The sequence below is a fragment of the Acinetobacter sp. CY05 genome (assembly GCF_059515805.1).
The window spans coordinates 1-18,364 of record NZ_JCAKMW010000016.1 but is presented as its reverse complement, the minus strand read 5'-3'; the positions used below and the strand labels follow the sequence as shown (position 1 = coordinate 18,364).

The 18,364-nt window shown below is 42.3% G+C and carries 18 protein-coding genes; 9 read left to right on the top strand and 9 right to left on the bottom strand.

Annotated elements, in window-relative coordinates; translation table 11 throughout:
- Nucleotides 1-11: 11 nt before the first annotated feature.
- The 3 genes from pncB to asd all read left to right on the top strand — a co-directional run bounded on the left by pncB (nt 12) and on the right by asd (nt 3,014).
- The gene (pncB, locus tag AC5YCD_RS11585; RefSeq protein ID WP_496130175.1) at nt 12-1,220 is read left to right on the top strand and encodes a nicotinate phosphoribosyltransferase; all 1,209 of its coding nucleotides are present in this window, start codon (nt 12-14) and stop codon (nt 1,218-1,220) included.
- 109 nt (nt 1,221-1,329) lie between these two features.
- The gene (locus tag AC5YCD_RS11580; protein WP_496130174.1) at nt 1,330-2,166 is read left to right on the top strand and encodes a sulfurtransferase; all 837 of its coding nucleotides are present in this window, start codon (nt 1,330-1,332) and stop codon (nt 2,164-2,166) included.
- Nucleotides 2,163-3,014 (top strand): archaetidylserine decarboxylase, encoded by an 852-nt coding sequence (gene asd, locus AC5YCD_RS11575; RefSeq protein ID WP_496130173.1) that lies wholly within the window; start codon nt 2,163-2,165, stop codon nt 3,012-3,014. The genes AC5YCD_RS11580 and asd overlap by 4 nt, the downstream gene beginning before the upstream one ends.
- Nucleotides 3,015-3,047: 33 nt before the next feature.
- Here the strand turns inward: asd and phoR are convergent, their stop codons facing one another.
- From phoR to AC5YCD_RS11560, 3 genes are all read right to left on the bottom strand, one after another.
- Entirely contained in the window at nt 3,048-4,406 is a 1,359-nt protein-coding gene (gene phoR / locus AC5YCD_RS11570) for a phosphate regulon sensor histidine kinase PhoR (protein ID WP_496130172.1), read from the bottom strand.
- Between the two features lie 2 nt (nt 4,407-4,408).
- The gene (gene phoB / locus AC5YCD_RS11565; protein ID WP_496130171.1) at nt 4,409-5,119 is read right to left on the bottom strand and encodes a phosphate regulon transcriptional regulator PhoB; all 711 of its coding nucleotides are present in this window, start codon (nt 5,117-5,119) and stop codon (nt 4,409-4,411) included.
- A 159-nt stretch (nt 5,120-5,278) separates the two neighbouring features.
- Nucleotides 5,279-5,905: a TetR/AcrR family transcriptional regulator gene (locus AC5YCD_RS11560; RefSeq protein ID WP_496130170.1), complete on the bottom strand. Its 627-nt coding sequence runs from the start codon at nt 5,903-5,905 to the stop codon at nt 5,279-5,281.
- 117 nt (nt 5,906-6,022) lie between these two features.
- On the opposite strand from AC5YCD_RS11560, the gene AC5YCD_RS11555 reads away from it, so the two are divergent.
- Complete coding sequence (locus AC5YCD_RS11555) at nt 6,023-6,859, top strand: SDR family NAD(P)-dependent oxidoreductase (protein ID WP_496130169.1); 837 nt, start codon at nt 6,023-6,025, stop codon at nt 6,857-6,859.
- Between the two features lie 25 nt (nt 6,860-6,884).
- On the opposite strand, the gene AC5YCD_RS11550 is transcribed toward AC5YCD_RS11555, so the two are convergent.
- From AC5YCD_RS11550 to AC5YCD_RS11525, 6 genes are all read right to left on the bottom strand, one after another.
- Nucleotides 6,885-8,246 (bottom strand): LLM class flavin-dependent oxidoreductase, encoded by a 1,362-nt coding sequence (locus AC5YCD_RS11550; RefSeq protein WP_496130168.1) that lies wholly within the window; start codon nt 8,244-8,246, stop codon nt 6,885-6,887.
- 110 nt (nt 8,247-8,356) lie between these two features.
- The gene (locus AC5YCD_RS11545; protein ID WP_496130167.1) at nt 8,357-9,724 is read right to left on the bottom strand and encodes an MATE family efflux transporter; all 1,368 of its coding nucleotides are present in this window, start codon (nt 9,722-9,724) and stop codon (nt 8,357-8,359) included.
- Between the two features lie 85 nt (nt 9,725-9,809).
- Nucleotides 9,810-10,964, bottom strand: a complete 1,155-nt coding sequence (locus AC5YCD_RS11540; protein WP_496130166.1) for a methionine aminotransferase — start codon at nt 10,962-10,964, stop codon at nt 9,810-9,812.
- Nucleotides 10,965-11,035: 71 nt separating this feature from the next.
- Nucleotides 11,036-12,340: a DUF445 domain-containing protein gene (locus AC5YCD_RS11535; protein ID WP_496130165.1), complete on the bottom strand. Its 1,305-nt coding sequence runs from the start codon at nt 12,338-12,340 to the stop codon at nt 11,036-11,038.
- A 13-nt stretch (nt 12,341-12,353) separates the two neighbouring features.
- Nucleotides 12,354-12,911 (bottom strand): CC0125/CC1285 family lipoprotein, encoded by a 558-nt coding sequence (locus tag AC5YCD_RS11530; RefSeq protein ID WP_496130164.1) that lies wholly within the window; start codon nt 12,909-12,911, stop codon nt 12,354-12,356.
- Nucleotides 12,912-12,946: 35 nt separating this feature from the next.
- The gene (locus tag AC5YCD_RS11525) at nt 12,947-13,486 is read right to left on the bottom strand and encodes a DUF924 family protein (RefSeq protein ID WP_496130163.1); all 540 of its coding nucleotides are present in this window, start codon (nt 13,484-13,486) and stop codon (nt 12,947-12,949) included.
- 211 nt (nt 13,487-13,697) lie between these two features.
- On the opposite strand from AC5YCD_RS11525, the gene gshA reads away from it, so the two are divergent.
- From gshA to tnpC, 5 genes are all read left to right on the top strand, one after another.
- Nucleotides 13,698-15,275: a glutamate--cysteine ligase gene (gene gshA, locus AC5YCD_RS11520; RefSeq protein WP_496130162.1), complete on the top strand. Its 1,578-nt coding sequence runs from the start codon at nt 13,698-13,700 to the stop codon at nt 15,273-15,275.
- A 12-nt stretch (nt 15,276-15,287) separates the two neighbouring features.
- Nucleotides 15,288-15,788 carry a disulfide bond formation protein B gene (locus AC5YCD_RS11515; RefSeq protein ID WP_496130161.1) on the top strand — a complete coding sequence of 167 codons (501 nt, stop codon included), beginning with the start codon at nt 15,288-15,290 and terminating at the stop codon, nt 15,786-15,788.
- Nucleotides 15,789-15,938: 150 nt separating this feature from the next.
- Complete coding sequence (gene tnpA / locus AC5YCD_RS11510) at nt 15,939-16,322, top strand: IS66-like element accessory protein TnpA (RefSeq protein ID WP_218999213.1); 384 nt, start codon at nt 15,939-15,941, stop codon at nt 16,320-16,322.
- Nucleotides 16,319-16,654, top strand: coding sequence for an IS66 family insertion sequence element accessory protein TnpB (gene tnpB / locus AC5YCD_RS11505; RefSeq protein WP_164709242.1), 336 nt, complete (start codon nt 16,319-16,321; stop codon nt 16,652-16,654). Before tnpA ends, tnpB begins: the two co-directional genes overlap by 4 nt.
- 74 nt (nt 16,655-16,728) lie before the next feature.
- Nucleotides 16,729-18,333 (top strand): IS66 family transposase, encoded by a 1,605-nt coding sequence (gene tnpC, locus AC5YCD_RS11500; RefSeq protein WP_496128784.1) that lies wholly within the window; start codon nt 16,729-16,731, stop codon nt 18,331-18,333.
- Nucleotides 18,334-18,364: the final 31 nt, after the last annotated feature.

Genomic DNA, 18,364 nt, shown 5'->3' with positions numbered 1-18,364 from the left:
ATGAGCAGAACATGCAACCGATAATTCGATCATTGTTGGATACCGACCTGTATAAATTCACCATGCTGCAGGTGGTATTACACAAATTTCCACAAACGCATAGTGTGTACCATTTCCGCTGCCGTAATTTGGAACAGACTGAATATCCATTGGTTGATATTTTACCGGAACTGCAACAGCAACTCGATTACTTATGTGAGTTAAAATTTAAAGAAGATGAGCTCACTTATTTACGTAGCTTACGTTTTATTAAAAGTGACTTTGTTGACTATTTAGAATTATTCCAATTAAAACGTCGCTTTATTAAAGCAGGCGTTGATAGTGAAGGTCGTTTGGACATTTGGGTGGAAGGTCCAATGGTGCAAGCGATGATGTTTGAAATCTTTGTGCTTGCCATTGTTAATGAACTGTACTTTAGCAAAATCCGTTCTGAAGCTGTCCTTGAAGAAGGCGAGCGTCGTCTAAAAGCCAAAATTGCCCTCATGCAAGAGTATCAGCGTCAACAAGATCCAGAAGACCCACCATTTTTGGTGTCTGATTTTGGTACGCGTCGTCGTTATAGCTTTGAATGGCAAAAGCATGTGGTACAAGAATTTCATAAAGCCGTACCGGATATTTTCCGTGGTACCAGCAATGTGCTCTTAGCCAAAGAGCTTAATATTATTCCAATTGGCACCATGGCTCATGAGTTCTTACAAGCCTTTCAAGCACTTGATGTACGTCTACGTGATTTCCAAAAGTCTGCCTTAGAAACGTGGGTACAAGAATACCGTGGTGATTTAGGGATTGCTTTAACGGACGTGGTGGGGATGGATGCCTTCTTGCGTGACTTTGATTTGTACTTTGCCAAATTGTTTGATGGTTTACGTCATGATAGTGGTGACCCTTATGAATGGGGTGATAAAGCCTATGAACATTATAAAAAGCTCAAAATTGACAGCAAAACCAAGATGCTCACTTTTAGTGATGGCTTAAATGTCGAAAAAGCATGGAAATTGCATCAATACTTTAAAGACCGTTTCCAAGTCAGCTTTGGTATTGGTACCAACTTGACCAATGACATGGGACAAACGCCGCTGAATATTGTTTTAAAGTTAGTTGAGTGTAATCGTCAGTCAGTGGCTAAAATTTCCGATAGTCCGGGTAAAACCATGACCGATAATGACACTTTCTTGGCTTATTTACGTCAAGTCTTTGATATTCAAGAACCTGACGAATAACAGACTGCTATAGCTGATTTTTTGCTAAGTTCTGGCAAAAAATCAGCATTATCATAATAAACAGCTATGCTAAGATTTTGACAGTACTGCTGTAATAACGACCATAACGATGACAAATTTAAATTTTGATTTACTCATAGAAGCTGAAGATTTAGTGCCATTTTTAGCGCATCCCCAACTGCGTATTGTCGACCTAAGCCGTCGTTCGGTCTATGAGCAACTTCATATTCCAGGTGCGGTACATCTAGCACCTAAGTTATTGGTGCGCCAGGAAGAATATGCTTCAGGTTTTTTACCCGAAGCTGAGCAATTGCAACAATTGGTTGAATTTTTACAGATTTCGCCTGAGCATCATGTTGTGGTTTATGATGATGAAGGTGGCGCATGGGCAGGGCGCTTCATTTGGAATTTGCATTGCTTAGGATTTGAAAATACCAGCCTAATCAATGGCGGCATTCATGCTTGGCTCGCAGCTGACTTACCGACCTCTTCTGAAAGCACACAAATTATACCTGTTGAAAACTTAGTTTGTGTAGAAAGTAATTTGCAGTATCAAGTCAATTACGCTGAGTTGTTACAATTGGTGCAAAATAATCAAACCCAAATCTGGGATTGCCGTACTGAAGATGAATATACTGGACTACGTTTAGCTGCGCGTCGCGGTGGACATATTCCGGGTGCATTGCATTTTGAATGGAGTACTGCCCTTAATCGGCAAAATCATCTAAAATTGCATCCTTTAGAACGCACCCAACAACGCTTAGAACATTTGGGTTTTAATCTCAATGAGCCTGTGGTGGTGTATTGTCAGTCGCATCATCGTTCTGGGTTGGCTTATATTTTAGGGCGTTTGTTAGGTTGGAATATTCGCGCCTATGATGGTGCATGGAGTGAATGGGGCAATCGCCTCGACAGTCCGATTATTACTGGAGAGTTGCCGTCTTGAGCCTCACATCACGTTTAAAACAACAGATTTTTATTAAAGCGCAAAACGTTGTACCACAGCATCAATTGTCTCGTATTGTTGGGAAATTGGCTGCTGCTGAGCATCCGTTGGTAAAAAATGCCGTGATTAGTGCTTTTAAAGCCCAATACGGTATTGATATGTCGATTGCTGAACAAAGCAATGCTTTAAAATATAAATCATTTAATGAATTCTTTACTCGTGCATTAAAAGATGGTGTGCGTGAAGTCGATCAAGATCCTCGTAGTATTGTTTCACCTGCCGATGGCGCGATTTCACAAATTGGTACTATTGTTGAAGGCGAAGTCTTCCAAGCTAAGGGGCAAAGTTTCTCAGTTGAAAAACTGATTGCTGATCCACAGTTGGCTGAACCCTTTAAAAACGGTCAATTTGCCACCGTATACTTATCGCCTAAAGATTATCACCGTGTACATATGCCATTTGCGGGGACTTTAACTGAGACCTTGTACGTGCCGGGCGAGTTATTCTCTGTCAATCAAACCACTGCAGAGAACATTCCGGGCTTATTTGCGCGTAATGAACGTATGGTGTGTTTGTTTGATACTGAGCTTGGTCGTATGGCAGTGGTGTTAGTTGGGGCCATGATTGTGGCAGGTATTGAAACTGTCGCTACCGGTAAAGTGAAACCAACAGGTCGCCTCGAGCTCAATCAGCATAATTTATTCTTAGATAAAGGCGCGGAATTGGGGCGTTTTTATTTAGGTTCAACCGCTGTAGTATTATTTGAAAAAGATAAGATGCAGTGGGATGCAGCATTTACTGCAAACTCTGCGGTAGAAATGGGCAAGCCTTTAGGGCATCGCCTCTAAAGAACTAAAAATCCCTCAATGTGAGGGATTTTTTTAAAGCATTTTATAAAGACGATCTTTAGGGAAAACCACTTTAAATAATGAGCCTTTATTCTCTTTAGATTCAATTTCTAAATGCGCGTTATGTTGCATCAGTACATGTTTAACAATCGCTAGACCTAAACCTGTACCACCTGTTTGGCGGCTACGAGCACTATCCACGCGATAGAAACGTTCCGTTAGGCGTGGTAAATGTTTAGGGTCAATACCAATACCGGTATCTTGCACGCTAAAGTAGCCATTTTCGCCATCATCATGCCAACCAATAGTCACCGTGCCACCTTTAGGTGTGTATTTAATGGCATTGGTAATAAGGTTGGTAAAAGCGCTGGCCAGCTCCATATCTGAGCCTAATAAGTCGCAATGACTGTCGATGTCTAAATTTAGAGTATGTCCATAATCTACATTGTAAGCTTGAGCATCATCAAACAATTGATTCATTAAATTAGGCATATCAATAATTTGATTTTTCACAATATTTTTATCATTTTCTAAACGTGATAATAACAACAAATCATTGACTAGAGCATTCATTCGTCGTGTTTGTGATTGCATTTGCTCAAAGGCACGTTTCCAACGCGGATTAATATCTTCTTGGTCGGTAAAGGTTTCGATATAGCCACTGAGCACTGTTAAAGGGGTGCGTAATTCATGTGAAATATTATCGACAAAGTCTTTACGCATTTGCTCAAGATTATGCATTCGCGTCACATCATAGGCCACCAATAAACGACTTTCACCACCAAAACGGGTCATTTTGACTTGAACATAATGATCTTCAAATACTGATGATTTCATTTTTAGACCATCAGGTGCATCGTCAATATGATGAAAATATTCAATAAATACCGGTTGGCGCAAAATCGTTAAAATATTACGTCCACGATCTAGACTTTGAATCCCTAATAATTTTTCTGCAGCAGGGTTCCACCATTCAATCTGATGACTTTCATCAATTAACACCACCGCTTCTTGTAGAGCAACCAGTGAGGATTGAGCACGATCAATTAAACCTACCATTTCAGCTTGTACAATACGCTCTTGGCGCTGGGCACGGTAGACATTAAATAATAATGCACCCCAAATTCCATCTAGGTTTGGTGGTACATCATAAGGATGATTGGAAATCCAATCATTGACCAAATACAGTGAGCGCATTTGTAAGGCAAAAAATAGCCCAAATGCGACCAATAAACACGGACCTAAATATCCCGTACCAAAGCCAATAAATGCGGCAATAATTAAGAAAAATGCCAACAAACGTAAATCTTGTTTGGCAAATGCCCATAAGCTGCTATAGCGGAATTTTCTATGTTCGCGCGCAATCTCAGGGACAGGATAGGGTTCGTACATAATTAACCTGCAGCAGCATCTGCACGAGTAGAAAAGCGATAGCCTGTGCCGCGTACAGTTTGTACATAACGATCGGCAGCGAATGGCTCTAAAATTTTACGCAAACGACGGATATGCACATCAATGGTACGGTCTTCGATATAGACGTTACCGCCCCATACTTGATCAAGGAGCTGAGCACGTGTGTAAGCACGCTCTGGGTGCGTCATAAAGAAGGCCAATAAACGATATTCTGTTGGCCCCATCTCCAAAATCGCGTCACCAAAGCTCACACGTTGGCTCACCGGATCAAGGACTAAACCATTGGCATCAATTGGCTTTTCACCGCTTAAGGCATTGGCACGGCGTAGTACGGCTTTAATGCGTGATACCAATTCTCGGGTAGAAAAAGGTTTGGTCATATAGTCATCAGCGCCAGCATCTAAACCTTGCACTTTATGATCTTCTTCACCACGTGCGGTGAGCATAATGACAGGAATTTCTGCCAAGCTTTCATCACGTTTTAAACGACGACATAGGTCTACACCGCTGACACCACCTGGCATCATCCAATCTAATAGGATGAGCGCGGGACGTTGATCGACAATCATTTGATGAGCTTGTTTGGCATCTTCTGCTTGTAAGCACTGGAAGCCTGCCATATCTAAAGCCGTGTGGAGCATTTCGCGAATCGGCAATTCATCGTCGACAATTAAAATGTAGTCATCTTTCACAGCGCAATATCCTATTTTTTAATCACGGTTTATGACAGGCTTATTACAAAGACTAATTATGACAGTATCATTGCAAAAAGATAGGCTGCCATGTTTTTAGTAAAAAAATGTGACAGTTTTTTGACGCTTTTTGAATACAATAGAGTTATTTTACGCGCCCTAAAGGGTCTGCATCGGACGGCTAAATTGTCGAAAGCCCAGTTCGCAGCTGCTAAGTACATCATCTAAAGTTGCTTTAAAATCAGTCATTACCCAACGAATAGCAATATGGGTAACGTAACCGTTAATCCCCGTGGCAATCCATGAGAATTCTTGTTCATTAAAATTGTAATCTGGCTGTAATACACGTAACAAGCGTTGCACGATAGTTTCAAAACGTTGCATGGTTTGGCGGATATTGGCTTGTTGATGGAGCTCTTGTACCAACATGGCATCAATATAAATAATACGTGCCATAGTAGGACGTTGTTTTAAACAAGATAAAAAGGCCAGTAACCCGGCACGTAGCATTTTTTCCGCTTCAACTTCTTGCTCAATGGCTTGGATCACATTGTTTTGCAATTCAGAAATGAGTTGCACAAAGATGGCTTGAAACAAAGCATCACTTTTTTTAAAAGACTCATAAAAATAACGTTCGCTCAGGCCAGCGGCCACGCAAATATCTTTGACTGTGACTGCAAAAAAACCAGATTGACCATAACAATCAATGCCGGCTTGAATCAGTTTTTGGCGACGTAAGGCTTTACGTTCAAGAAGAGATAAGCCTTTAAATTGACTGCTTGGCATAGTGAACTGTGTGACTAGAAGTAAATGGAGTGTGTCATTGAAGTTTACAAGCTGCAGTAAGCAATTGTAAGAAAAATGCGATTTCTTATAAGATGAGACTTATTTACGGCACATTACATGAAAACATTTCATAATAAAGTAGCAGCCATTACAGGAGCGGGTTCTGGGATCGGTCAGCAACTGGCCATTCTATTGGCCAAGCAAGGCTGTCATTTGGCCTTAAGCGATATTCATTTATCAGCTTTAGAGGCAACACGTCAGCAGATTGAAGCCAAAGTCAAAGTTACTCTAGCGCAGGTAGATGTTTCACAACAAAGTGAAGTGGCAGCTTGGGCAGATCAGGTAGAAAAGCAGCATGGCAAAGTGAACCTGATTTTTAATAATGCTGGTGTGGCACTCGGTTCAACGATTGAAGGTGCCAGCTACGAAGAACTCGAATGGATTATGGGGATTAATTTTTGGGGAGTAGTGTATGGCACCAAAAGTTTTTTACCATTAATTAAAAAAACGCATGATGGACATGTGATTAATCTGTCGAGTGTATTTGGTTTAACCGCGCAGCCCACCCAAGCAGGCTACAACGCGAGTAAATTTGCGGTACGTGGTTTTACCGAAGCTTTACGCCAAGAATTGGATTTACAAGATTGTGGTGTCAGTGCCTTATGTGTCCATCCTGGTGGAATTAAAACCAATATTGCCAATGCAGCACGCATGAATGCAAGCCTGGCCACATTGGGTATACATGTAGATGACGCCAGCCGTTCTTTTAATGACTTTTTACGTTATCCACCTGAAAAAGCAGCAGAAAAGATTTTAGAGGCAGTACTTCAGAATAAACGCCGTGTCTTAATTGGTAATGATGCTAAAGCTTTAGATTTGATACAGCGCTTACTGCCCAGTGCTTATCAACGCCTAATGCAAATTGGCAGTCAATTACGCGATAAATTCAAATAAAACCGCCCGCGGTTGCGGGCTTTTTTTATGAAGCCTGTGCTGCTTTGGCTTTGACATATTGATTTTCAGGTCGTGCTAAACCCAAGTTATCACGTAAAGTGGTACCTTCATATTGGGTTCGGAATAAGCCACGGCGTTGTAATTCAGGCACAATAAAATTGACAAAATCATCTAAACCTTCAGGTGTGCTCGGAGGTAAGACGTTAAAGCCATCAGCAGCTTCATTCTCAAACCAGTGTTGCAGTTGGTCAACTACTTGCTCAGCTGTACCAATTAAAGTCCAGTGGCCACGTGCAGCAGCAATATGCTCATAAAGTTGACGAATACTAAATTTATGCTTACGCGCAATATCAACCATCATCTGTTGACGACTGCTGCTGATTAAACTTGGATCAAGATCAGGGAAAGGTGCATCTAAATCATATTGGCTTAAATCAGTACTACCCGCTAAGCCTGAAAGTAGTCCTAAGCCCACTTGTGGATGAATTAAGCGATTAAGCAGCGCATACTTTTCTTGGGCTTCTTGTTCCGTTTTGGCAACAAAAACGGAAACACCTGGCATAATTTTTAAATCTTCAGCTTGACGACCATACTTGGTTAAGCGGCGCTTTACATCACGATAAAAGGCTTGAGCATCTTGTAAATCTTGCTGTGCAGTAAAAATGACTTCTGCATATTTAGCAGCCAATTCACGGCCATCTTCAGATTGTCCCGCTTGCACAATCACTGGGTAGCCTTGCGGTGGGCGTGGTACATTCAGCGCGCCTTCAACATGGAAAAATTCACCATGATGCAGTGGTTCATGCTGTTTGCTGGCTTCAAAGAAACGACCACTGTGCTTGTCGTAAATAAAAGCATCATCTTGCCAAGAATCCCACAGTTTTTGTGTGACTTGAATAAACTCATCGGCACGTTGATAACGCAATTTGGCATCCGGATGCACTGTACCAAAATTACGTGCTGCATCACTGGCGACTGTGGTGACCACATTCCATGCCGCACGACCTTTACTAATGTGGTCAAGAGAGGCAAATTTACGTGCTAATAAGTAGGGTTCTTCATAAGTTGTTGATGCAGTAGCAATAAAACCAATATGTTGAGTGACTGCTGAAATAGCAGCAAACAGCGTGATGGGTTCAAACCCTACGGCTTTATCGCTTAAGCCTAAACTTTTCGGATCTTTTGAGGCAGCATGGCTCCAATTTACCGATAAACCATCGGCAAGAAAGTAGGCATCAAACAAACCGCGCTCAGCAGTTTTTGCTAATTCAATGGCATAGTCAATACTTAAATGTTGCTCAGGGCGGGCATTGGGTAAGCGCCAACCTGCTGCATGTTGTGATGTCAGTGGAATAAATGCACCTAATTTAATCTGTCGTTGTGCCATGCCCTGATCCAAATTTTTGCTGTTTTTAATGGCTAAAATTTATAGCAAGGAATCAGCCATCTGAAAAATACAATTAAATTCAATCTTTATGCATATTTTAGGATAAGCAGTTAAATTAAGGCTTCTACCGTCTTTTTCTTCCATACAAATTGATAGTACAACCCTTGCATGATGCATAAGCTAAAAAAAGCCAATGCATAGGCATACCAAATACCTTGTAAGCCCCACCATGCACTAAATAGATAAGCACACGGCACTTCAATCAACAAAATTGCCACAATGTTAATGATCATTGGGACCGTCACAGTGCCACTCGCACGCATAATAGAGGCAAAAATTGCGCTAGCCCCAAAGAATAAAATCGACCACAACACAATAAATAACAGCTGCTGACCCAGTTCCACCACATGCGGGTCAGTAATAAATAGTGCCATTAAATATTTAGAGCCCAGATAACCCAAGCTCACTAAAATACCTGTAATCACCAAATTCATAACTAAAGCGGTACGTGTGACTTTATTGAGTAACTCAGATTTACCCGCGCCAATGGCTTGCGCGGCAAAAATAGAAGCAGCAATGGCAATCGAAAGTGCTGGAAATTGAATGTAATTGAGGACTTGATTGACTGCACCATAAGCTGCAGTGGCATCAGAACCATAACGATTGACCAGACCCACAATCACTAAACCTGCCACAGATGTAGTGACCATTTGAATGCCAGTTGGAATCCCCAAACGTAAAATAATTTTACTTAAATTGGGTTGATGGCGAATATGACTCAGCATCGCGCGATCAGGTTTTAAGGGATGATTACGTTTATTTAAATACACGGCTAAAAAGCCCAATACCGCGATATAACCGACAATCGTGGCAATAGCTGGGGCAATAATGCCAAGCTTTGGAAAACCAAAATAACCGGCAATTAAAACAGGCGTAATCACTAAACCCATAGCACTAGTGAGGCTTAAGGCAATGAGGGGGGTGATGCTATCGCCCACACCACGTAAAATAGAGGTGTAAATAATATAAACAAATAATAAGGGACTACCTGCCAGCATCCACTGTACATAAGGTAAAGACAGATGCATCACATTGGGATCTGTACCTAATAACAATAAAATTTGTTCAGCAAAAATTACCCCTAAGGCCGCAATGACACTGCCGCCAATTAAAGTCATAAACAGGGTAGAGCCGACCACACAACGTACTTTTTCGACGTTTTGTGCGCCCCAAGCTTGCCCAACTAGCACCGTGGCACCCGCCGACAAACCAATCACAAAGGCCATTAAGCAAAATAAAATAGGGAAGAACACCGCAACTGCCGCAATCGCATCCACCCCCATCATTTGTCCAACAAAGATGGTATTAATGGTACCTGATAAGTTTTGTAAAATATTAGTGGCAATTAGCGGCAATAAAAAAATTAAAAAGGTCTTCCATAATTTACGTTCGCCCATCAAAGTGTGTTGCTGTGGCATACGTCATCCTGTTGTTGTGTTTATACAGAGTTATCTATGCCAAGCTTAATCAAGATTGATAGAGAAAGTATGTAGAAGTTTTGCATTAACAGCGAGTTAAAATCTCAGCAGCACGTACTAAGGTTTGATCTTGTTTAGCAAAACAAAAACGAATTAAACGTAAATCTTGCGGCGCAGTTTGATAAAACACCGAAATTGGAATGGCCACAATGCCATGTTCATGTGCTAACCACTGACACATTGCTACATCATCTAAATCAGCACGAATTGCTGAATAATCTAAATTTTGGAAATAAGTACCTTCAGATGGGGTAAATTTAAAACGTGACGCTTGTAAACCTGCATTAAATAAATCGCGTTTTTGCTGATAGAACCTGCTTAAGTTTTGAATATGTTCAGGATGCTGCAACATAAACTCGGCTAGTGCAGTTTGTACTGGGGTCACTCCACAAAAATTGGCAAATTGATACACTTGACGGAACAGCTGCATCAGCTGCGGTGCTGCGACACAATAGCCAGTTTTCCAACCTGTGACATGAAAGGTCTTACCAAAAGAACCAACCACAATGCTACGTTCACGTAGTTCTGGGAAAGACAGTGCAGAGTAATGCCGCTTGCCGTCATAAATCAGATGTTCATAAACTTCATCAGACAACACCACAATATTAGTGTTTTGGACTAACTCAATCAGCTGGCGCCAATCTTGCTTAGACCAAATATGACCAGTGGGATTATGTGGCGTATTGACAATGATCATACGAGTTTTGGAATTAATGGCAGCTTTAACTTGATTCCAATCAACAGAAAAATCAGCTTGTTGTAACGCAAGATGTACCGCTTTTGCCCCAACCAATTGCACGCTAGGTGCATAGCTGTCGTAGCTTGGGTCAAATATGATCACTTCATCGCCCGCATGGACCAACGCTTGAATGGCAGTAAAAATGCCAATGGTTGCCCCTGGGGTGATGGTGATTTCTGTAACAGGATCAATTTTAATCTGATCACGTTGCAAAAACAGCTGTGCCACTTGTTCTCGTAGGCTGAGTAAACCATCACCCGGTGCATATTGGTTGCTACCCTGTAAGGTGGCACGGCTTAAGCTTTCTAATAATGGTTGTGGCGGGGCAAAGTCTGGAAAACCTTGGGATAAATTCAGCGCGCCAAGTTGCTGGGCCAATTGACTCATGGTGCTAAAAATAGTCACCCCTTGGTTGGCTAATTTAGAGTAAAGCTCTAGCATGGCGCGCTCTTATTAGAAGGAAATTGCAGATAAAAATAGCATAGCTTTAAGGCATTGTTGCAGGGTTTTGCTTAAATTGCATATTCTACAATGGCACGAATAATCCCTAGCGCTAAACCAATAAATGCACCCACTACCACGCCATTGACCCGAATCATATGTAAATCACCACCGACTTCATTTTCGATCTTGTCGATCATCTCGCGCGAATCCCATTCGTGAATCCGCTCGCTAATAAAGCGAATCACTTTTTCGCTGTATTGATCCGACAAAGTTACTGCCATGGTGGCAATACGGGTATTTAAAAGCTGGCGCACTTGGCTGTTCTCGGCAATATTTTCTCCCACTTGAATAATGGCAAGACGTAAGTTTTCGGCGATACCAGAATTTTCTTGCTGCAAATCATTCTTAATGGCATCAAATAAAATCACCACCGCGCCGCTCATAAAATTAAGCACTTGTGGACTATCTAATAAGGCATCCTTGGCATGATTCAGACTTAAACTGGCTTTTGATGCAGGGTCGCTTAAATCCTGCATATAACGCCGTGCGCTCTCTTCAATTTTTAAGCGCCAAGGATGATCAGGATCAGCCAGCATTGCTTCTAAACGCTCCACCATTGAGTCAATACTGCGCTGTTTAACATCAATACCAATTAAACTTGCACCTTTGGCAAACTTAGACACGCCTAATTCTTTAAACAATTTACGCATCATTTCACGCGTGTCATCAGGATGAGTCAGCATCCAATGATGAACCAAGTCTAAACCGCGTTGTAACACGTCTTGATGGAAATCGTTATCTAATACAGCATGTAGCATTTCGCTGGCTAAGGTATTCACTTGGGTGTTTTTAACCCATTGCACACTGTTGTTTTGAATGAAACCGGCAATTTGTTGTTGTCCAACAAAATCAAAAACTTTAGGCAGGGTTTGCTGAATCACTTGAGTCACTTGGCGACTATTTTCTGGTTTTGCCAACCATCGACCCGCAGCTAAACTTAAGTCACTATTGGCCAAGCTTTTTTCGACCACTTGTGGAGATAAAAAGTTTTCTTGGACAAAACGCCCCATAGATTGGGCAATACGGGCTTTGTTACGGGGAATAATTTCGGTGTGATCACGTAAAAAATTTGGAATGGGTAAGCGCCCAAATGGATTACGAAATAGCACGGTAATGGCATACCAATCGGCTAAACCACCGACCACACCTGCTTCTGCCGATAGCATTAAAATATGAATGAGCCAAACATAGTCGGGCAATAATTTAGCCACAATCATCAAGCTAATCCAAATCAGCACTGCAACCACTAAAGCAATGGTAGCAAGGCGTTTACTGCGTTCTAGACTCGGTGAAACAGGCGTTGGTTTACTCATATACAATCCCAAATTAAGATGTGGCTACTGGAGTTAAAACCTGACCACTCGGGCTTAATCCATATTTTGCTGCTAATGATTGTAAGATTAATGTGGCATCAAAAGCATCATTTGGTTTGTTGGATTGATCCTTATAACATTCAATCGTATAGGACACTTGAGCTGGCTCTATATTCACGATGCGAGGTTGATCAAAAAATGGATCGCGCCAATAGTAAGGATGACGATTATAAAAGCCGTATGGGTAATATGAATACATAGGGCTTGAATAGACCACTGCTTGGCGCGGTGCTTGTTGACTACGGTTGCTCGGGTCATCTAAGACCTTAAAATAGCGAAAACCTTGTTGCACAGTGGTTTGAGCGGCTTTAAGTAAAGCAATTTCTTCCGCAGTGCCATAGCTGATATTGCTGCGCGCCTGAAAGCTAATGCGATAGCTCTGCTTATTTAATGGATACGCACTAAATTGACCGAGTTGATCAAATGTGAGTGGTTTAGGCGGTGTTGTGGCACAGCCTGTAAATACCAGACTGGCAACTAAGACACTGGCAAAACTGAGTTGACGTAACATACCAAGCTCCTAGATTGAAGGCTTAGGGAAATAACTTAGAAGCCGCTATTGGGCTGTTGTAAAAATTTGAGTTCTTCAGGCGTTGAAGGACGACCTAAAATGGCATTACGGTGTGGATAACGGCCAAAATGGTCAATGATCTGTTTATGTTGTAATTCATAATTTAAACTGTTGGCATCACCAAGTGCGCTAAACAATGTCAAAGCCTGTTCATGAATCAGCTTAGATTCACTATGCATAAAGGGTAGATATAAAAAGCAGCGTTGTTTGGGATCTAATTGCTGATCGAGTCCTTGTTGAATCGCCTCTTGTGCCAAAGCCAATGCTTGTCCATCTTGGGCAAATGCAGCAGCTGTATTTCGATAGATATTACGTGAAAATTGGTCCAACACAATGACTTCTGCGAGGCGACCTTGGGCGCTATTGCGCCATGAAAAAAGCTCATTTTGCTTCGCGTGTTGTAGGGTATTTTGAAAAAGATTTGTCAGCTTTTGGTCAAAATCAATGCGCTTGGCAAACCAAAATGGCTCGGTGTCGTGAGCAAACCAAAAATCTAAAATATCTTGGTATTTCATTTAATTGACCTAGGCTTAGCATGGATTAAGTTATATTAATCACAAAATAGTCATGTCTTGTAGAGTAAGTTTGTGATAAAAATTTGCCGAAAATAAAACAACAGTTTGCTTTTGCTTGAAACAGGGCATAAGGTTGGCGCCTGAATTCAGGTTATAATGCGTAAACTGAAAATTTTATTTTGGTAGTTTCTTTCTAATAAGCGAGATAAGAATGAGTCAACCCGAATCGACCTCTCAAGCTACACTTCCGACTTGGGTAGAGGCTTCTTTATTTAAAGGTATGTTGCGTGGCATCGAACGTGAATGCCTACGTATGCAAGCGGATGGCTTTATTGCCCAGACCGATCACCCTAAAGCCTTAGGTTCAGCCCTGACTCATCCGCATATTACAACTGACTATTCAGAAGCATTACTGGAATTTATTACTCCACCACAAACTAGCATTCAAAAAGCTTTAACTTACTTAATGGATATTCACGCGGTCGCTTATCGCGGTTTACCTGAAGGTGAGCATATGTGGCCGATGTCGATGCCATGTATGTTAGAGTCAGATGAAGAGACGATTCGTTTGGCGCAATACGGGTCATCAAATATTGGTCGCTTTAAAACCCTGTATCGCCGTGGTTTAGGGGTACGTTATGGTCGTCGTATGCAAACCATTGCTGGCGTGCATTACAACTTATCTTTCCCCGATACTGTATTTACTGCGTTGCAGCAACAAGAAACAGATGAAGAATTAAAAAATTTAAGCTTACAAGATTATCGTAGCCATCGTTACTTGGGCTTGATTCGTAATTTTATTCGTTTAACCCCATTGGTGATGTTTCTATTGGGTGCCAGTCCAACGGTGAATCCATGCTTTATGCAAGGCCGTGATCATCATATGTTGCCGTTAACCCGTGGTACTTTATACGTACCTTATTCAACGGCCTTACGTATGGGGAACTTTGGCTATCAAAATTCCGCACAAAAACAACTCGGTATTCAATATAACAATTTAAAAGATTATCTCACCGGTTTACAAAAAGCAGTGAAAACCCCTTATCCGGCGTTTACGCGTTTAGGTTTAGATGATCAAGCAGCTGAACCATTACAAATTAATGATCATGTTTTACAAATTGAAAATGAATACTACAGCTTAGTGCGTCCTAAACAGGTACCAGAAGCTGGTGAAACACCATCCCAAGCGCTCGCCAATCGTGGTATTGGTTATGTTGAACTACGTGCTGTAGACATCAACCCGTATAGCCCCATTGGGATTGATGAAAATACCGCAGGTTTCTTAGAAACTTTAGCTACCTATTGTTTATTACAAGACAGCCCAGAATTATTTGATGCTGAATTGGCAGTGATTGAGAAAAACCAAGCTGAAGTGGTTAATCGTGGTCGGGCGGAAAATGCGGTGATTATGGTCAATGGACAAGCGGTATTGATTGAAGAATGGGCTCAAGAGTATTTAGATGCCATGCAGCCTATTAGTCAACTCTTGGATAAAACCTATAATAATGCGGTTTACACTGATGCGATGGCAGTGATGCAACAACGTATTGATGAAGTGAATGACACCTTATCCGCCATGATTGTAGGGGATACCCGTGATGCAGGCGGTATGTGGCAGTTAGGCTATTCACTACTACAAGATCATGAAGAGTTATTTAGCCAATATCCAATGAGTGACGACACACAACGTTATTTTACCACTTTGGCAACCCAATCATTACAACAACAGCAGCAACTTGAACAAGACAACAGTACTAGTTTTAGCGACTATTTAGCCGCTTACCGATAAGAGGAATAACCCATGCGCTATAGTTACCGCATGTTCAGTGGCATATTGTTTTTAGCCAGTGTGATTGGCATGAGTTTTGCGCTATATCTTGAGCATGTTCAAGGTTTAAACCCATGCCCGCTCTGTGTTTTTCAGCGTGTGGGTTTAATTGCCTTGGGCTTTTTTTCATTGTTGGGCTTTTTGCATAATCCGCGAAGTACGCTGACCAAACGTATCTATAGCTTCTTGGCCAGCGTTGGTATTGTATGGTCGTTAGGCGTTGCTGCGCGGCATGTGTGGTTGCAAAATTTACCACCAGATCAAGTGCCTAGCTGTGGCCCAGGTCTAGATTACTTGGTTGAGGCACTGCCGCTAAAAAGCGTGTTACAGCAAGTGTTATCTGGTTCAGGTGAGTGTGCCACGATTGATTGGACTTTCTTGGGACAATCTTTGCCTGTGTGGTCTTTACTCTTTTTTGCCGTACTTACGCTGTTAAGTCTTTGGCAATTATTTAAACCTTCTGTTAAAAATTGAAAAGAATCCTGCTTTAAAGCGGGATTTTTTAACTCAAAACAATACTCTTAGTATTGTCTAAATCGTAAGCGTCCGCTGAACACACCTTATGAATTCATCCTATAAGCCTTAATTTAGTCCCCACTTAAAAACAAGTGGGGACTAAAATTTATGACTACAAATCACCAGACATCCATCGCATCTCTTGCGAAAAAACGAAGAACATACAGTGCTGAATTTAAACAGCAGATCGTTCAGGCTTGTAAAGCACCGGACGTTTCAATTGCTTCGGTCGCTTTGCAACATGGATTGAATACAAATCTTGTATCCAAATGGATTCGCTTAATTGATGCTAAGCCAGGGAGTGATCGCTCACCACTACCGAATAAACCTGCATTTATTGCCTTATCTTGCTCTGCACCATTAGATCCTACTCCTACTGACATGTTAAAGGTTCAAATTACTTTACCCCACTCAAAAGCAGAAATTGGCTTGAAATGGCAAGTATCAGAAATATCTGCTTTAGCAGAATTACTCAAGGCACTGGCAACATGATCCGCATTGATGAAATCTGGCTTTCTACCCAACCTCTGGATATGCGAGCAGGGATGGATACTGTCATGGCTCAGGTGGTGAGAGCCTTTGGCTACATTAAACCGCATTGTGCTTACCTGTTCTGTAATAAACGTGGCCATCGTATGAAAGTGCTGGTACATGATGGACTGGGCATCTGGCTGTGTGCCAGGCGGCTGGAACAGGGAAAATTCCACTGGGCTCAAGTTCACCAAGGTGAAACCGTGGCCCTCAACCCGGAACAGTTACAGGCATTAATCCAGGGTTTGCCCTGGCAGCGCATTGGACGACAGCAAGTGGTCACAATGCTCTAAACCAAGCTCGGTTATTCTGCTATTCTCCAAACGTTCTATTTCCTCTGCGTCATGACCTCAGGCATACTGCGATCATGAATACGCTGCCTGACTTAAGCCAACTGACCCATGAACAACTGCTGGAATTTACCCAGCAGTTGGCAATGCAGCATCAGTCTCTGGCACAATCAAATCAAGAATTAGAAAAATCAAACCAGCAATTGGATGCCAAAGTTCAGCATCTTTCTATTCTCAATCAAAAATACGAGCATGAACTGGCGCTGTTTAAAAAGCATAAATTCGGCAGTAAAAACGAACATCTCACCGCAAAACAAATCCATCTATGGGACGAAGCGGTCGAAGAAGATATCGCAGCCGTTGATCTGGAATTAGAACGATTAAATGCAGATAAAACCGATGCAGCGACACAGAAAGCCACAGTCAACAAACCTAAACGTCGACTGCTGCCAGATCATCTACACACCATCCGTATTGAGCATGAACCTGCATCAACCCAATGCAGTTGTGGCTGCCAGTTACGTCGTATCGGCGAAGATATCAGTGAAAAACTGCATTTCAGACCGGCACAGTTCTACAAGGAACAGCATGTCCGTGGCAAATGGGTCTGTGATCAGTGTGATACCCTGACTCAGCAAGCGATGCCCGCCTATGTGATTGATAAAGGTATTGCCAGTCCTGAACTGCTCAGCCATGTGCTGGTATCGAAGTATGCCGATCATTTACCGCTGTACCGTCAGCGCCTGATCTATCAGCGGGCTGGCATTGATCTGTCCAGATCCACTTTATCTGACTGGATAGGTCGCTGCGGTGTAGAACTGGAACCTCTGGCCAATGCCTTAAAACAGGTGGTGCTGCAACAGCGGGTGCTGCATGCAGATGAAACACCAGTCACCATCATGCGGATGGGTGATGATGAGAAAAAACCGAAGAAAGGTTATGTCTGGGCCTATGCCACCACACAGTACAATCCGGTTCAAGCCGTGATCTATGACTTTCAGGATAGTCGTTCAGGTCAGCATGCTGAAGCGTTCCTGAAAAACTGGCAGGGTCATCTGGTTTGTGATGATTACAGTGGTTATAAAGCACGCTTTAAATCAGGCCAGGTCGTTGAGGTGGGCTGTATGGCGCATGCGCGTCGTAAATTCCATGAACTGCATGTGACCAAAAAAAGTCAGGTCGCTGAACAGGCATTAGTGCTGATTCAGAAACTGTATGCCATAGAAGCAGAACTCAGAAAAAAGACCGATGGTACAGCAGAACAGCGCCGCGAATACCGACAACAGCATAGTCAACCGGTGATGCAACAACTGTATGAATGGCTCAACCAACATCAACTGACGGTGCCATCGAGTTCTCCCACCGCCAAGGCCATCAATTACACGCTGAAGCGTTGGCCAGCTTTAAGCCGCTATCTGGATGATGGCAATCTACCGATTTGCAATAATTGGGTAGAGAATCAGATGCGACCTTGGGCCTTAGGACGCAAGAACTGGCTGTTTGCTGGCTCGCTGCGCAGTGGCCAACGAGCTGCCAATATCATGACTTTAATCCAGTCAGCAAAGCTCAATGGCTTGGATCCGTATGCCTATTTAAGTGATGTGCTGAAAAGGCTACCGACACACAAAGTGACCCAAATTGAAGAATTACTGCCACACCGGTGGCAACCCGACCAAAATTAAAAAATAGGTATGGGGTTCAGCGGATGCTTAC

What these genes read in the sequence shown, in the direction of transcription:
- AC5YCD_RS11560 (WP_496130170.1), bottom strand. Translation starts at nt 5,905, where the DNA reads ATGCCAAGCAGTCAATTTAAAGGCTTATCTCTTCTTGAACGTAAAGCC.
- AC5YCD_RS11530 (WP_496130164.1), bottom strand. Translation starts at nt 12,911, where the DNA reads ATGTTACGTCAACTCAGTTTTGCCAGTGTCTTAGTTGCCAGTCTGGTA.
- AC5YCD_RS11515 (WP_496130161.1), top strand. Translation starts at nt 15,288, where the DNA reads ATGCGCTATAGTTACCGCATGTTCAGTGGCATATTGTTTTTAGCCAGT.
- phoR (WP_496130172.1), bottom strand. Translation starts at nt 4,406, where the DNA reads ATGTACGAACCCTATCCTGTCCCTGAGATTGCGCGCGAACATAGAAAA.
- AC5YCD_RS11555 (WP_496130169.1), top strand. Translation starts at nt 6,023, where the DNA reads ATGAAAACATTTCATAATAAAGTAGCAGCCATTACAGGAGCGGGTTCT.
- AC5YCD_RS11580 (WP_496130174.1), top strand. Translation starts at nt 1,330, where the DNA reads ATGACAAATTTAAATTTTGATTTACTCATAGAAGCTGAAGATTTAGTG.
- AC5YCD_RS11540 (WP_496130166.1), bottom strand. Translation starts at nt 10,964, where the DNA reads ATGCTAGAGCTTTACTCTAAATTAGCCAACCAAGGGGTGACTATTTTT.
- gshA (WP_496130162.1), top strand. Translation starts at nt 13,698, where the DNA reads ATGAGTCAACCCGAATCGACCTCTCAAGCTACACTTCCGACTTGGGTA.
- AC5YCD_RS11550 (WP_496130168.1), bottom strand. Translation starts at nt 8,246, where the DNA reads ATGGCACAACGACAGATTAAATTAGGTGCATTTATTCCACTGACATCA.
- AC5YCD_RS11525 (WP_496130163.1), bottom strand. Translation starts at nt 13,486, where the DNA reads ATGAAATACCAAGATATTTTAGATTTTTGGTTTGCTCACGACACCGAG.
- AC5YCD_RS11545 (WP_496130167.1), bottom strand. Translation starts at nt 9,724, where the DNA reads ATGCCACAGCAACACACTTTGATGGGCGAACGTAAATTATGGAAGACC.
- tnpA (WP_218999213.1), top strand. Translation starts at nt 15,939, where the DNA reads ATGACTACAAATCACCAGACATCCATCGCATCTCTTGCGAAAAAACGA.
- tnpC (WP_496128784.1), top strand. Translation starts at nt 16,729, where the DNA reads ATGAATACGCTGCCTGACTTAAGCCAACTGACCCATGAACAACTGCTG.
- pncB (WP_496130175.1), top strand. Translation starts at nt 12, where the DNA reads ATGCAACCGATAATTCGATCATTGTTGGATACCGACCTGTATAAATTC.
- AC5YCD_RS11535 (WP_496130165.1), bottom strand. Translation starts at nt 12,340, where the DNA reads ATGAGTAAACCAACGCCTGTTTCACCGAGTCTAGAACGCAGTAAACGC.
- tnpB (WP_164709242.1), top strand. Translation starts at nt 16,319, where the DNA reads ATGATCCGCATTGATGAAATCTGGCTTTCTACCCAACCTCTGGATATG.